This is a genomic window from Streptomyces hygroscopicus (assembly GCF_026168105.1).
Classification (GTDB): domain Bacteria; phylum Actinomycetota; class Actinomycetes; order Streptomycetales; family Streptomycetaceae; genus Streptomyces; species Streptomyces hygroscopicus_D.
Genome location: NZ_LBMW01000032.1, coordinates 39,933 through 53,986, shown reverse-complemented (window position 1 = coordinate 53,986; position 14,054 = coordinate 39,933). Strand labels below are relative to the sequence as shown.

General features: G+C 71.4%; 12 protein-coding genes. 9 read left to right on the top strand and 3 right to left on the bottom strand.

Going from position 1 to position 14,054, the window contains the following annotated elements:
• The first annotated feature begins 99 nt into the window (after nucleotides 1-99).
• Nucleotides 100-1,119 (top strand): C40 family peptidase, encoded by a 1,020-nt coding sequence (locus tag AAW14_RS26810; protein ID WP_265566515.1) that lies wholly within the window; start codon nucleotides 100-102, stop codon nucleotides 1,117-1,119.
• A 66-nt stretch (nucleotides 1,120-1,185) separates the two neighbouring features.
• Nucleotides 1,186-2,406 (top strand): hypothetical protein, encoded by a 1,221-nt coding sequence (locus AAW14_RS26805; protein WP_265566514.1) that lies wholly within the window; start codon nucleotides 1,186-1,188, stop codon nucleotides 2,404-2,406.
• A 129-nt stretch (nucleotides 2,407-2,535) separates the two neighbouring features.
• On the opposite strand, the gene AAW14_RS26800 is transcribed toward AAW14_RS26805, so the two are convergent.
• Nucleotides 2,536-3,768, bottom strand: coding sequence for a glycosyltransferase family 87 protein (locus tag AAW14_RS26800; protein WP_265566513.1), 1,233 nt, complete (start codon nucleotides 3,766-3,768; stop codon nucleotides 2,536-2,538).
• Nucleotides 3,769-3,908: 140 nt separating this feature from the next.
• On the opposite strand from AAW14_RS26800, the gene AAW14_RS26795 reads away from it, so the two are divergent.
• Complete coding sequence (locus tag AAW14_RS26795) at nucleotides 3,909-5,051, top strand: glycosyltransferase family 4 protein (protein ID WP_265566512.1); 1,143 nt, start codon at nucleotides 3,909-3,911, stop codon at nucleotides 5,049-5,051.
• 138 nt (nucleotides 5,052-5,189) lie between these two features.
• Here the strand turns inward: AAW14_RS26795 and AAW14_RS26790 are convergent, their stop codons facing one another.
• Nucleotides 5,190-5,927, bottom strand: a complete 738-nt coding sequence (locus AAW14_RS26790) for an SDR family oxidoreductase (protein ID WP_265566511.1) — start codon at nucleotides 5,925-5,927, stop codon at nucleotides 5,190-5,192.
• A 158-nt stretch (nucleotides 5,928-6,085) separates the two neighbouring features.
• On the opposite strand from AAW14_RS26790, the gene AAW14_RS26785 reads away from it, so the two are divergent.
• Together AAW14_RS26785 and AAW14_RS26780 are read left to right on the top strand one after the other, a co-directional pair.
• Nucleotides 6,086-6,886, top strand: a complete 801-nt coding sequence (locus tag AAW14_RS26785) for a helix-turn-helix transcriptional regulator (RefSeq protein ID WP_265566510.1) — start codon at nucleotides 6,086-6,088, stop codon at nucleotides 6,884-6,886.
• Nucleotides 6,887-6,997: 111 nt separating this feature from the next.
• Complete coding sequence (locus tag AAW14_RS26780; protein ID WP_265566509.1) at nucleotides 6,998-8,584, top strand: GMC oxidoreductase; 1,587 nt, start codon at nucleotides 6,998-7,000, stop codon at nucleotides 8,582-8,584.
• Nucleotides 8,585-8,603: 19 nt separating this feature from the next.
• Here the strand turns inward: AAW14_RS26780 and AAW14_RS26775 are convergent, their stop codons facing one another.
• Complete coding sequence (locus AAW14_RS26775) at nucleotides 8,604-10,400, bottom strand: AMP-dependent synthetase/ligase (protein ID WP_265566508.1); 1,797 nt, start codon at nucleotides 10,398-10,400, stop codon at nucleotides 8,604-8,606.
• Nucleotides 10,401-10,706: 306 nt separating this feature from the next.
• On the opposite strand from AAW14_RS26775, the gene AAW14_RS26770 reads away from it, so the two are divergent.
• The 4 genes from AAW14_RS26770 (at nucleotide 10,707) to AAW14_RS26755 (ending at nucleotide 13,985) form a co-directional block, all read left to right on the top strand.
• Nucleotides 10,707-11,504 carry a metallophosphoesterase family protein gene (locus AAW14_RS26770; RefSeq protein WP_265566507.1) on the top strand — a complete coding sequence of 266 codons (798 nt, stop codon included), beginning with the start codon at nucleotides 10,707-10,709 and terminating at the stop codon, nucleotides 11,502-11,504.
• Between the two features lie 130 nt (nucleotides 11,505-11,634).
• On the top strand, nucleotides 11,635-12,078 hold the full coding sequence (locus AAW14_RS26765; protein ID WP_265566506.1) for an SRPBCC family protein: 444 nt from the start codon (nucleotides 11,635-11,637) through the stop codon (nucleotides 12,076-12,078).
• A 122-nt stretch (nucleotides 12,079-12,200) separates the two neighbouring features.
• Nucleotides 12,201-13,370: an ArsA family ATPase gene (locus AAW14_RS26760; protein ID WP_265566505.1), complete on the top strand. Its 1,170-nt coding sequence runs from the start codon at nucleotides 12,201-12,203 to the stop codon at nucleotides 13,368-13,370.
• Nucleotides 13,371-13,466: 96 nt separating this feature from the next.
• Entirely contained in the window at nucleotides 13,467-13,985 is a 519-nt protein-coding gene (locus AAW14_RS26755) for a DUF5304 domain-containing protein (RefSeq protein WP_265566504.1), read from the top strand.
• The last annotated feature ends 69 nt before the right edge of the window (nucleotides 13,986-14,054 follow it).

The window sequence follows — 14,054 nt, the reverse complement described above, 5'->3', positions numbered from 1 at the left end:
CCTCGGCCTCTTTGGACCGGGAGTGACCACCCGGCTACTGTCTGCCGCGTTTCCTCGCCGTGGGGTGGGGTCTGTCAGCGGAAGGGAGTGCGACCGGTCGTGGGGTCCCATCGCCGCCTTGCACGATCCGGCCTCGGTCGCGGCCGTGGCACCACAGCAGCCGTTCTGTCCGCCGCGGCGGCAGCCGCCACGGCTCTCGGAGCCACACCGGCGGGAGCCGCGCCGCGCGGTGACACCCGGGCCACGGTGGACCGGCTGTACCGGGAGGCGGAGCAGGCCACCGAGGCGTACGACAAGGCCGGTGAGCGCGGAGCCTCGCTGCGCCGGCAGGTCGGCCAGGCACAGGACCGCATCGCCCGGCAGCAGGACCGCGTCAACGCCATACGGGATGCGCTCGGTGCGCTGGCCGGAGCCCAGTACCGCTCGGACGGACTCGCCGCCTCCCTCGCGCTGCTCCTGTCCGACAATCCCGGGGAATACCTCGACCGGGCGGCCGTGCTCGACCGGATCGGCAGCCGCCAGGCCGGGCAGCTGAGGGAACTCCAGGCGGCCCTGCGCGACCTGGCCAAGGAACACGCCGAGGTGGCGGACGAGCTCACCGCGCTGGAGAAGAGCCGCCGGGCCGTCGCCCAGCACAAGAAGACCGTCGAGCAGAAGCTCGCCGCGGCGCGGCGGCTGCTCAACTCCCTTCCGTCGGCGCAGCGCGACGCCTACGGGCGGGTTTCCCGCTCCGGTGGCGACGTGCCCGACCTCACCGGGGCCGTTCCCCCTGGCTCCCGCGCGGCGGCAGCCCTCGCCGCGGCCCGCTCGGCGCTCGGACGCCCCTATGTGTGGGGCGCCAACGGGCCGGGTGGCTTCGACTGCTCGGGCCTCATGCAGTGGTCGTACGCGCACGCGGGCATCGGCCTTCCGCGTACTTCCCAGGAGCAGCGGTTCGCCGGCCACCAGGTGCCGCTGTCCCAGGTCCGGCCCGGCGACCTGGTCGTCTACCGTTCCGACGCCAGCCATGTGGCGATGTACGTCGGCGGCGGACAGGTCATCCACGCGCCCCACCCGGGGGCCGCGGTGCGCTACGACCCGGTCGGGATGATGCCGATCTCGTCGGTCACCAGGCCCTGAACCCCGGCATCGGTACGGCACCGGTACGGGCCGGAGCGAGGCGAGGGCGGCGCGTACGATCGGACGGTGGCTGGTCGTGCGCGGGTTCCGGGGGCGGTGGCGGGCTGTGCGCTGCTGCTCGCCGGGCTCGTCGGCTGCGGCGGTGCGCCCGCGCGGGACACCCAGACCGACGCCGTGCGGCAGGTTCTCGACCGGCGGGCGACGGCGGTCCTCGACGGCGACCGTTCCGAGTTCCTGGCGACCGGGGGTCCCTCCCATGGCGCCGCGGTGGCAGGCGTCACCGGTGCTGCCCAGTTCGACAACCTGCGCGCCGTGCCGCTGGCGGCCTGGTCGTACCGTCTCACCGCGCTGCACCGCACCGGCGACCGCGCCACGGCCGACGCCGAGTTGCGCTACCGCATCAAGGGCTACGACCGGGCGCCGGTCACCGCCGCCCGTGCGCTGGGGCTGGCCCGCACCGGCGGGCGCTGGTACGTGACCTCGGACCGGCCCGCCGGGAAGGCGAGTCGGCAGCTGTGGGAGCAGGGTCCCGTCGAGGTCGTCATGGGCGCGCACAGCCTCGTCCTCGGCGTGGGGCAGCCGCGCGATGTCCTGCGCGGGTACGCGGACCTCGCGGACCGTGCGGTCCCCGCCGTCACACGTGCGTGGGGAACCGACTGGCCGGGGCACGTCGTGGTGCTCGTACCGCGGTCGCTCCAGGACATGGCCGGGCTGCTCGGCGCGCCGGCGTCCGGATACCGAGGGATAGCCGCGGTCACCACAGGGGAGGCGGGCGGCACGGGGACGACGCCCGCGGACCGGATCATCGTCAACCCGGAGGCGTACGCCGTCCTCGGCGATCTGGGCAAACAGGTGGTCCTCAGCCACGAGACCACCCATGTCGCCACCCGCGCCCACACCACACCGGCCACGCCCCTGTGGCTCTCCGAGGGGTACGCCGACTGGGTCGGCTACCTCGGCAGCGGCCGTACGCCCGCCCAGGTCGCCCCCGAACTCGGGCGCTCCATCGCGGCCGGACACGTCCCGGCCGCGCTGCCGAGCGACACGGACTTCGCCTTCACCGGGGACGCGGGGCAGTTGGCGCGGGCGTACGAGGGCGGCTGGATGGCCTGCCGCATGATCGCCCAGCGCTGGGGAGAGGCCCGGCTGAACGCCTTCTACCGGGCGGTGGGCGACCACGGCAGGCGCGCGGGGGCGGTCGAGGAGGCGCTGGCGAAGGTGCTCCGCACGACACCGGAGACGTTCACGCGCGAGTGGCGTGCCTATATGACGGCGCAACTGGGCTGAGCCTCAAGGAGGTTCAGCGCTTCAGCGCTCCAGCAGCGTGATCGCCTCGCGCAGCCGGGCCTGTTCCGCCTCACCCGTCACACGGGCGACCCGCAGCGTCTGCGGGTCGCTGCTCTGGCTCGCGCGCCGTCAGGAGGGGGTGAGGGTCTCCTGGGTGCGGGCCGTCTGAGGTGGCACGGTCGGGGCCGGCGGGGAGACCGTGCCGCGCCACAGCTGCCAGGCGGCGGTCACCGTGGCGAGCACCAGCAGGCCGTTGCGGATCAGCAGGAGGGCGACGCCGAACCGGGTGCTGGTGACGACGTCCCCGAAGTAGACCGGGAACTCCAGGACGGTGGCGAGGCAGGCGGCCAGGACCATACCGCCGGGCAGCGCCATCCGGCTGCCGCGGAAGCACAGACAGACGGCGGCGAGCCCGACCAGCCACACCATGTACTGCGGGCTGATCACCCGGCTGGTGATCGTGAACAGCAGCACCGCCACGAACGCCGCGTCCGCGAGCGCGCGCGGGGGCATACGGCGGACGCTCACCCGCCACAGCAGCAGCCAGCCGAAGGCGATCACGGTCAGGAACAGGGCCACCGCGCTGACCCGGTCGACGTACGGACCGACGAACTCCATCGAGCCGTAGTTGTACGTCACCTGGCCCCTCCACCCGAAGTGCCGGGCGACATGGAAGACCAGCGACCCGAGCGACTCGACCTCGGTGCCGCGGCTGCGCTGGAAGGTCAGGAACGAGAACGCGCCGGGCATGGCCAGCGCGAACAGCAGGGCGACACCGCAGGCCGTCACCGCGGCCGAGACCCAGGCCCGGCGCCTGACCGCGCCCGCCAGCAGCAGCGCCGGCCACACCTTCAGCAGCGCGCCGAAGCCCACGAGCGCCCCCATCACCCGCGGGTGGCGCATCCCGGCCAGCAGCGCGGCGATCGCCACCGCCGTCACCATCAGGTCGTAGCGTGCGTACACGGTCGGGCCCAGCACGGCGACGCCGCACACCCACACCCACGCCCCGCGCAGTGTCTTGCCGGGGCGCAGGCCCGCGTACACGAGCAGACAGAAAGCCGCCAGGTCGGCGAGGAAGGCCAAGAGGTAGAAGGCCTGCGCGTAGCCCAGGAAGGGCAGAAGTCCGGGGGAAAGGATCGCGAGTGCGGCGGCGGGCGGGTACTGCCAGGTGACGTCGTTCTGCGGGAACGTCCCGGTGCGCAGGGTTCCGTACCAGTTCTGGTAGATCACGGAGACGTCGCTGGTGACGTCCGGGCCGGGGAACGTCCACACCTTGTAGACGTAGAGCAGCAGAGCCACCCTGGTCAGGCCCCAGGCGATGAGCAGCAAGTACGGGAACCGCCGTGTGCCTGCACTGTTCACCTGAGCCCCTGTCCTCGCGCGTCTCGCCTCGCGTAGCCGTGAGGCAATGATCCCGCGTCGGAGGGTGCGAGGGCCACGAAACACAGCCCTGCGGTCCTGTGAGTCCGGTCGCACACCAGGTTCGGTACTGTCGACGGGCAATGCACAAGACCCTGATCGTGACCAACGACTTCCCGCCCCGCCCGGGCGGTATCCAGGCGTTCCTGCACAACATGGCACTGCGCCTGGAGCCCGGGCGGCTGGTCGTCTACGCCTCCAGCTGGAAGCGTGGACGGGAGGGCGGCGAGGAGACGGCCGCCTTCGACGCCGAGCAGCCCTTCACCGTCGTCCGGGACCGAACGACGATGCTGCTGCCGACCGGGGGCACGGCCCGGCGGGCGGCGGGGCTGCTGCAAGAGCACGGTTGCACGTCGGTGTGGTTCGGGGCGGCGGCGCCGCTGGCCCTGATGACGCCGACGCTGCGGCGCGCGGGGGCCACGCGGCTGGTGGCGACGACGCACGGGCACGAGGCGGCCTGGGCGCAGCTGCCCGCCGCGCGCGGCCTGCTGCGCCGCATCGGCGAATCCACGGACACGATCACCTACCTCGGGGAGTACACGCGTTCGCGCATCGCCTCCGCGCTGACGCCGGGGGCGGCCGGGCGGATGGTGCAGCTGCCGCCCGGCGTCGACGAGAAGACGTTCCACCCCGGCTCGGGCGGCGACGAGGTACGCGCCCGGCTGGGCCTCACGGACCGGCCGGTGGTGGTCTGCGTGTCCCGTCTGGTCCCGCGCAAGGGCCAGGACACGCTGATCCTGGCGATGCCGCGCATCCTGGCCAAGGAACCTGACGCGGTCCTGCTGGTCGTCGGGGGCGGGCCGTACGGGAGGGACCTGCGCCGGCTCGCGTACGAGACCGGGGTCGCCGACGCGGTCCGCTTCGCGGGCATCGTCCCCTGGCAGGAGCTGCCCGCGTACTACGGGGCGGGCGACGTCTTCGCGATGCCGTGCCGGACCCGCCGGGGCGGCCTGGATGTCGAGGGTCTCGGCATCGTGTATCTGGAGGCCTCCGCGACGGGCCTCCCGGTGGTGGCCGGCGACTCGGGCGGCGCGCCCGACGCGGTCCTCGACGGAGAGACGGGCTGGGTGGTGCCGGGCGGCTCCGCCGAGGAGACCGCGGACCGCATCGTCACCCTCCTCGGTGACCCGGAACTGCGCCGCCGCATGGGGGATCGGGGCAGGCAGTGGGTCGAGGAGAAATGGCGCTGGGACTTGCTGGCGGAGAAGCTGAGGGACTTGCTCTGAGTTCGGCATTCAGCGCCCACCGTTGAACGTGTCTCTGGTGAACGTGTCTCTGGTGAACGTGTCTCGCCTCTGGTGAACCTGCCTCTGGTGAACGTGCCTCTGGAACGCGCCCCTTGAAGTGCCTCGAACCTGAGCGGGTCAGTTCTGGGCGGTGGGCCGGACGACGATCTCGTTGACGTCGACGGATGCAGGCTGCTCGATGGCGAACGCGATGGCTCGGGCGATCGCCTCGGGCGGGATCGCGATCCGGTCCCGGGTCTCCGTGATCTGCGCTCTGACCTGAGGATTCGTCGACGCCTCGGCGAAGCCGGTTCCGACCACGCCGGGCGAGACGGTGGTCACCCGCAGAAAGCCACCGGCTTCCTGGCGCAGGCCTTCGCAGATGGCGCGGACCGCGAACTTCGTACCGGCGTACACCGCCATGTTCGGCACGATGCGCAGCGCGGCCGTGGAGGCGACGGTGACGAAGTGGCCCGCGCCCTGCGCCCGGAAGACCGGCAGCGCGGCGCCGATCCCGTGCAGCACACCCTTGACGTTGACGTCGACCATTCGGTCCCACTCGTCGACGCGCAGATCGTCCAGGGGCGAGATCGGACCGACCCCGGCATTGCCGACCAGTACGTCGAGTCGGCCGAATCGCTCGCCGGCCAGGGCGACCAGGGTGTGCAGGTCGTCCCGTCGGGTCACGTCCGTGCGCGTCTGCACGGCCGCGCCCCCCGACTTCTCGATCCGCGCCACCAGATCCTCGAGACGCTCGGACCGGCGCGCACCGAGGACGAGCCGCGCGCCCCGCTCGGCGAGCAGCAGGGCGGTCGCCTCGCCGATGCCGCTGCTGGCTCCCGTGACCGCCACGACCTTGCCGTCGATTCCCGACATGCTCTCCGCCTCATTCTCGACCCCACTGGGACCTCCGGGACCCCGACTGGGATTTCTGGGACCTTGCCCGGTTCTCTCGGATCCCGCTCGGACTCCAGGCTGCGAGGGATTTACCTTGGTATCCAGAGTGTGTTCATTCTGGAACCAGGGATGCCACCATGCGGAAACAGCCGGTTCAACGCCGTGAGTTGGGCGCTTTCCTGCGCAGCCGCCGAGAGCGGCTCACCCCTGACCAGGTCGGACTGCCGCACACCGGCCGACGCCGGACGCCGGGACTCCGCCGGGAAGAACTCGCGCTGCTCGCCGGGATCAGCGCGACCTGGTACACGTACCTGGAGCAGGGCCGGGACATCCGCGCCTCGGACCAGGTGCTCGATGCCCTCGCCTCGACGCTGCGGCTCGACCGGCACGAGCGCGGTCACCTCTTCCGGCTCGCCGGTCACGCGCCGACGGCCGAGGCCGAGGAGCCCGAGCCGCCAGCTGTCGAGGTGGCTGCCGTTCCGCTCCTGCTCCAGCCGCACCCGGCGTACATCATCGGCGGCAATTACGACGTGCTCAGCTGCAACCGGGCAGCCGACGAGCTGTTCCGGGACCTCACCACGGCGGCGGACCGGCCGGCGAACTTCGCCCGCTGGGTGTTCCTCGCACCGGCGGCCCGGGACGTTCTGGTCGACTGGGAGCTCGAGGCGCGCGGGCTGCTCGCCCGGCTGCGGGGGCTGGCCGGACGCCACCCGGGCGACCCCCGGTACACCCGGCTGATCGACGAGCTGAACGCGGGCAGCCCGGAAGTGCGTGCCTGGTGGCCGCAGTACGACGTGCAGGCCCGCCACGGCGGACGGAAACGGCTGCGGTGCCCGGGGCGGGGGGTGGTCGATTACGTGTATACCGCGTTCCACCTGGCCGAACAGCCGGAGCAGACGCTGGTGATCTATTCCGGCGACTGCGCGACGGCCGATTGAGCTCTGTCCAAAACGGCGAAAACTCTGGCCGGAAGCCGTGAATCCGCCGATGCTGCGCCCATGACAGAAAAACTGACGCATCGTCATCTGACTAGACGTCAAATACTCGGTATGGTGGCGCTCCGGACAGCGGCCACCCTGGGGTTCACCCGCATCGGCCTCCAGTCCGCGCACGCGGCCGAGCCCGACGCGGTCGACACCGCCCCGGCCATCGTCGTCGGCTCCGGCTACGGCGGCGCCGTAGCAGCCCTGCGCCTAGGCCAGGCCGGCATCCGCACCCTGGTACTGGAGATGGGCCGCCTGTGGAACACGCCCGGCTCCGACGGCAAGGTGTTCTGTTCCACGAGCGCCCCGGACCAGAGATCGATGTGGTTCCGTACGCGCACCGAGGCGCCGCTCGCCACCTTCCTGTGGCTGGACGTCGTCAACAAGGACATCGGACGCTACCCCGGCGTCCTCGACCGTGTGCACTTCGACAACATGTCCGTGTACGTCGGCAGAGGCGTCGGCGGCGGCTCCCTCGTCAACGGCGGCATGGCCGTCACCCCCGTCCAGTCCTACTTCAGCGAGCAGTTCCCCACCGTCGACGCCGACGAGATGTACACCACGTACTTCCCGCGCGCCCGCTCCATGCTCGGCGTCAACACCATCGCCCCTTCCTGGTTCGAGTCGACGGAGTGGTACCGCTTCGCCCGGACCTCGCGGAAGGCCGCCGACAACACCGGCCTGAAGACCACCTTCGTGCCGAACGTCTATGACTTCGACTACATGCAGCGTGAGGCCGCCGGCACGGCGACCAGGTCCGCGCTGGCCGGCGAGGTCATCTACGGCAACAACCACGGCAAGCGCAGCCTCGACAAGACCTATCTGGCCTCGGCGCTCGGCACCGGCAACGTCACCATCAACACCCTGGAACGGGTCAAGGAGATCCACAGGGCCGCCGACGGGACGTATCAGCTGACCGCCGACCGGATCGACACCAGCGGCGCCGTCGTGGAGACCAAGCAGTACTCCTGCACGTACCTCTTCCTCGGCGCCGGCAGCCTGGGCACCACCGAACTCCTGCTGCGCGCACGGGAGACCGGTGCCCTGTCGTCACTCGACGCGAGCGTCGGCACCGGCTGGGGGACCAACGGCAATGTGATGCTCGGACGCGCCAACCACCTCTGGGACACGGTGGGCGCCAACGAGGCCACCATCCCGGTCATGGGCATCGACGACTGGGCCAACACCGACAACCCCGTCTTCGCCGAGATCGCCCCGCTGCCCATCGGCCTCGAGCACTGGATCAGCCTCTACCTGGCGATCACCAAGAATCCCGAGCGCGCGTCGTTCTCGTACGACCGGGCGACGGACTCGGCGAAGCTCGGCTGGAGCGCCGCCCAGAGCGCCGTCTCCGTGAGCATGGCGAAGAAGCTCTTCGACCGGATCAACTGGGCCAACGCGACGATCTACCGGTACGACCTCTTCGGCACGGGCAGCAAGGCCTTCGCCGACGACTTCACCTACCACCCGCTCGGCGGCTGCGTCCTCGGCAGGGCCACCGACGACTACGGCCGGGTGAAGGGGTACTCGAAGCTGTACGTCACCGACGGCTCCCTCGTGCCCGGCTCCATCGGCGTCAACCCCTTCCTCACCATCACCGCGCTCGCGGAACGCACCATGACGCGGGTCCTCGCCGAGGACACCGCGTCATGACAGGAGGTCGTGGGGCCCGCTACTTCCGGTAGATGGCCTCGATCTCGTCCGCGTAGTCCTTCGCCACCACATTCCGCTTGAGCTTCAGGGACGGCGTGAGGTGGCCCGACTCCTCGGTGAACTGGGAGGAGAGAATGCGGAACTTCCGCACCGATTCCGCTTTCGACACCGCGGCGTTGCCGTCGTCGACCGCGTCCTGGATCGCGGCGAGCAGATCCGGGTCCTCGCGCAGCGACGCCGCAGTGGAACCCGCGGGCTTGCCGTGCTCGGCGGCCCAGCGGCCCAGGAACTCCTCGTCGACGGTGACCAGCGCGCCCACGAACGGCCGCCCGTCGCCCACCACCATGCACTCGGCGACCAGCGCGTGCGCCCGGATGCGGTCCTCGATCACGGCCGGGGCGACGTTCTTGCCTCCCGCGGTGACGATGATCTCCTTCTTGCGGCCGGTGATCCTGAGGTAGCCGTCCTCGTCGAGGGTGCCGAGGTCACCGGTGTGGAACCAGCCGTCGGCCAGCGCCTCCGCGGTCGCGCCCTCGTTGTTCCAGTAGCCCTTGAACACGTGCTCGCCGTGCAGCAGCACCTCGCCGTCGTCCGCGATGCGGATCACCGAGCCGGGCAGCGGCTGGCCGACCGTACCGATCTTCTGCCGGTCCCAGGGGTTGAACGCGGTGGCCGCACAGGACTCGGTCAGGCCGTAGCCCTCCAGGACCGTGAAACCCATGCCGCGGAAGAAGTGGCCCAGACGCTCGCCGAGCGGGGCGCCGCCGGAGATGGCGTACTCGCCGCGACCGCCCAGCACCGCGCGCAGCTTGCTGTAGACCAGCTTGTCGAACGCCTTGTGCTTGATCTTCAGACCGAGGGACGGACCGGACGCGGTGTCCAGTGCGCGGCTGTACGCGATCGCCGCGTCCGCCGCCTTGTCGAAGATCTTCCCCTTGCCGTCGGCCTGAGCCTTGGCCCGGGCCGAGTTGTACACCTTCTCGAAGACACGCGGCACACCGAGGATCAACGTCGGCCGGAACGCGGCGAGTTCGTCGGTGAGGTTCTTGATGTCCGGGACGCAGCCGAGCTTGATGGGGGCCATCATCGGCGCGATCTGCACCAGACGCCCGAAGACGTGCGCGAGCGGCAGGAACAGGAGGACCGAACACTCGCCCGTGCGGAAGAGAGGCCGCAGCCGCTCGACGATGTTGCCGCACTCGGCGAAGAAGTTGCGGTGGGTGAGCACACAGCCCTTGGGGCGGCCGGTGGTGCCACTGGTGTAGACGAAGGTCGCCGGATCGTCGGCCCGGGCGAGCGAGCTGCGCTCCTCGACGGTCTGGTCGCTGACGTCCTTGCCGAGGCGGCCCAGCTCCTCCAGGCCCCCGGCCTCGATCTGCCAGACGTGCTTGAGCACGGGCAGCCGGTCGCGCACCGACTCGACGGCCGCGGAGTGCGTGTCCAGCTCCACGATGCAGGCGGTCGCACCCGAGTCGCCGAGGATCCACTCCACCTGCTCCGGCGAGCTGGTCTCGTACACCGGCACGGTGACGGCGCCCGCGCTCCAGATCGCGAAGTCGAGCAGCGTCCACTCGTATCGGGTCCGGGACATCAGCCCCACCCGGTCGCCCGGCTGCACACCGGAGGCGATGAGTCCCTTGGCCGCGGTCCGCACCTCGGCCAGAAAGGCGGCGGCGGTGACGTCCTGCCAGGCACCGTCCACCTTGCGGGCGATGACGGCGACGTCGGGATGCTGCGCGGCGTTTCTGCGGACGATGTCGGTCAGATTGCCGTCCGCGGGGACCTCGTACAAAGCCGGAAGGCTGAACTCGCGCAAGACTGCTGCTCCTCATAGGGCGCCGACGCCACGACTCTGTGTGCTGCGACGGTGCGGTCCAAGGCTCGGGCTAGTGCGCAGGGTTCCTGCAACAGAAGTTGGTTGAAACCCTGAGCACGACTGGACTGCCCGGACGTTACCCGCCGGTATGGCTTTTCCGACAGGGGGTCCCGACGAGATGTTCCGTGCGTCACACGTGTTGGCGTTCCTGCGCGCACAGTAGTCCACGCGTTTCTGGACTGGCCAGTAACCGCAGGTCCGGCCGCCACTGTTCACGTTTGCCCCACACGCCTACGCTTGATCGTCATGGCACCAACACCGGTCGGTAACGCGAGGACGCGCGTTCATGTGGTCAGCGATGTGCACGGCAACGTGCGGGACCTGGCGAGGGCGGGCGACGGCGCGGACGCTCTGATCTGCCTGGGTGACCTGGTGCTATTCCTCGACTACGCCGACCATTCGCGCGGGATCTTCCCGGACCTGTTCGGCCGGGAGAACGCCGACCGGCTGGTGGAGCTGCGCACCGCACGCCGCTTCGAGGAGGCCCGCGCGTTCGGCGCCGAACTGTGGGCCGGTGTGGCCACGGACCGCGCCTCGGCCATCGAGAAGGCGGTGCGCCGGCAGTACGCCGAGCTGTTCGCCGCGTTCCCGACACCCACGTACGCGACCTACGGCAATGTCGACATACCGACTCTGTGGTCGGAGTACGCGGGACCGGGAACCACGGTCCTCGACGGCGAGCGGGTGGAGATCGGCGGCTGGACCTTCGGCTTCGTCGGCGGGGGCCTGCGCACGCCCATGCGGACCCCGTACGAGATCAGCGACGAGGAGTACGCGGCGAAGATCGAGGCGGTGGGGGACGTGGACGTGCTGTGCACCCACATCCCACCGGACGTGCCCGAGCTGGTGTACGACACGGTGGCGCGCCGCTTCGAGCGCGGCAGCCGGGCCCTGCTGGACGCGATCCGCCGTACGAGGCCGCGGTACTCCTTGTTCGGCCACGTCCACCAGCCGCTGGTGCGCCGGATGCGGATCGGGGCGACGGAATGCGTCAATGTCGGGCACTTCGCGGGCAGCGGGAGACCGTGGACTCTCCAGTGGTGAGCGGCCGGTGGCCGAACCGCAGGTGGGGTGGTACCGGTACAGCGCGTGCGCGGTAGCCTTCACGCTGCACACACGTGCGCACGTGCGCACCACCCTCCCTCACCGGACCGCATCTGGAGGAGCCACGGCGATGGCGGAACACACCAGCTCGAGCATCACGATCGAGGCGGCACCGGCCGACGTCATGCGGGTGATCGCCGACTTCGCGCGCTACCCGGACTGGACGGGCGAGGTGAAGGAGGCGGAGGTCCTCGCGACGGACCCGCGGGGCCGAGCCGAGCAGGTACGACTGGTCATGGACGCGGGCGCGATCAAGGACGACCAGACCCTGGCGTACACCTGGACCGGGGACAGCGAGGTCTCGTGGACCCTGGTCAAGTCCCAGATGCTCCGCTCCCTGGACGGCTCGTACCTCCTGAAGCCGGCAGGCTCGGGCGGCACCGAGGTGACGTACCGGCTGACGGTGGACGTCAAGATCCCGATGCTCGGCATGATCAAGCGCAAGGCGGAGAAGGTCATCATCGACCGGGCACTCGCGGGGCTGAAGAAGAGGGTGGAGTCGGGGGAGGAGTAGGGCATAGGGCGGCGGGGCGCGGGTGCCGCCCCAGGCGGTGCCGCGCTCCCGGGCGGCGGGAACCCCGGGCCCGAGGACGTCCTGCGCAGCCCGCCGAGAGGGCCCCGGTAGCGTTCATCCTCATGCGCACCATCCTGATCACCGGCATCGGCGGCTCCGGCCGGACCACCGTCGCCGCCGCCACGGCGCTGGCAGCCGCCCGTCAGGGCGCCCGCACCCTTCTGCTCGGCGCCGACCGCACGGACACCCTCGGTGCCGCACTCGGCGTTCCCACGGGCGCCGACCCCGTCGAGGCCGCGCCGGGCGTCACCGCCTGGCGCCCGGACGCGGCCACCCGCTTCCGGGAGGACCTCGTCGCCTTCCAGGACCGCGCGGCCGGCGCGCTCGACCTCCTCGGCGCCTCCCGGCTGGACGCCGAGGAGGTCACCCCCCTGCCCGGCGCCGAGGAGCTCGCCCTCCTGCGCGCCCTGCGCGACGCGGCGCTCTCGGAGTCGTACGACCTCCTCGTCGTCGACCTGCCCGCGGTCCCGGGGGCCCTCACTCTTCTCGCCCTGCCCGAGGAGCTCCGCCGCTATCTGCGCCGGCTGCTCCCGCCGGAACGGCAGGCCGCCCGCGCCCTGCGCCCCGTCCTCGGCCGGCTCGCGGGCGTCCCGATGCCCGCCGAGTGGCTGTACGAGGCCGCCGCCCGCTGGGACGTCGAACTGGCCGCCGTCGAGGCCGTCGTCGCCGACCGCGCAACCAGCGTGTGGCTGGTCGCCGAGCCGTCGCCCGCCGGTGCCGACGCCGTCCGCACCGCCGTCACCGGGTTCGCCCTGCGCGCGCTGCGCCCCGAGACCCTGGTCGCGAACCGCCTCCTGCCCGACTCCGGCCAGGACACCTGGCTGGCCGGCCTCGCCGCCCAGCAGCGCAAGGCCCTGGAGGAGTGGCAGGAGACATATGCCGTCCACGGAGTCCTGCACTTCGGCCGTGATCCCCGTGGCACCGACGACCTCGCCGCGCTCGCCACCCCCGCCGTCAACCCGCGGCCCACCCCGGTCGAGTGGCCCCTGACCGACCGGATCGCCGAGGACGGCGTGCTCGTGTGGCACATCCCGCTGCCCGGCGCGATACGCGACGAACTGGACCTCGTCCGCCGCGGCGACGAGCTGGTCATCACCGTGGGACCGTTCCGCCGGATCGTTCCGCTTCCGTCGGCCCTGCGCCGCTGCACAGTGGCCGGCGCCGCACTGCGCGAGGGCGAGCTGCGCATCCGCTTCGCACCGGACCCCGAGCAGTGGCCGCGCCGGATGTGACCGGGACCCCGCCCCCGGACCAGCCCCGGTACCCGGTGAATCGCGTACCCCCGTTCGGGTAACGTCGACAGTACGAACCGCAGTCAGGAGTCCGCCATGAGCGAAGAGCGCCCCACATCCGACGCCGCTCAGGAGGAGGCCAGCAGGGGTGCCTTCCGTGCGAGCGAAGCCGGGAACCCGGGGGAGCGGGCGACCGATGCCGACGCCTGGGCCAAGGCATGCGCCGAGGACCTCGCCGCGGAGAAGGCCCGCCGCCGCGCCCAGTACGGTGCCCAGCCCGGCTCGGCCGCCGAGGAGCTGCGAAAGCTGGTCGACGCCGTCGCGGACAAACTGTCCGGCCTGCAGACGCCGCTCTTCGGCGCCGCGGCCTCGGGCGCTGCCCAGCAGATGGTGCAGCAGGTGGTGCAGCAGGCCAAGGCAGCCGTGGAACCGGTCATCGAGCGCAATCCGGAGGTCTTCGACCACCTCGCCGCAGCCGGCTCCGAGCTGCTCGCGGCCTACCGGTCCGCCGTCGAGGCCCAGGAGAAGCGCTGGACGAACCGTACTTTCGGGGAGAGCGACCCCCGCCGGGAGGACGGAGAGCAGGGACCGGGCGAGCACATCGACCTCGACTAGGCCGGGTCCGACGATTCGCGTCCGGTCAGCGCGCGGCGGGAATCGCCGGGCGGCGCCTGGGCCGGGGAG

What these genes read in the sequence shown, in the direction of transcription:
- AAW14_RS26770 (WP_265566507.1), top strand. Translation starts at nt 10,707, where the DNA reads ATGGCACCAACACCGGTCGGTAACGCGAGGACGCGCGTTCATGTGGTC.
- AAW14_RS26760 (WP_265566505.1), top strand. Translation starts at nt 12,201, where the DNA reads ATGCGCACCATCCTGATCACCGGCATCGGCGGCTCCGGCCGGACCACC.
- AAW14_RS26785 (WP_265566510.1), top strand. Translation starts at nt 6,086, where the DNA reads ATGCGGAAACAGCCGGTTCAACGCCGTGAGTTGGGCGCTTTCCTGCGC.
- AAW14_RS26765 (WP_265566506.1), top strand. Translation starts at nt 11,635, where the DNA reads ATGGCGGAACACACCAGCTCGAGCATCACGATCGAGGCGGCACCGGCC.
- AAW14_RS26780 (WP_265566509.1), top strand. Translation starts at nt 6,998, where the DNA reads ATGGTGGCGCTCCGGACAGCGGCCACCCTGGGGTTCACCCGCATCGGC.
- AAW14_RS26790 (WP_265566511.1), bottom strand. Translation starts at nt 5,927, where the DNA reads ATGTCGGGAATCGACGGCAAGGTCGTGGCGGTCACGGGAGCCAGCAGC.
- AAW14_RS26755 (WP_265566504.1), top strand. Translation starts at nt 13,467, where the DNA reads ATGAGCGAAGAGCGCCCCACATCCGACGCCGCTCAGGAGGAGGCCAGC.
- AAW14_RS26795 (WP_265566512.1), top strand. Translation starts at nt 3,909, where the DNA reads ATGCACAAGACCCTGATCGTGACCAACGACTTCCCGCCCCGCCCGGGC.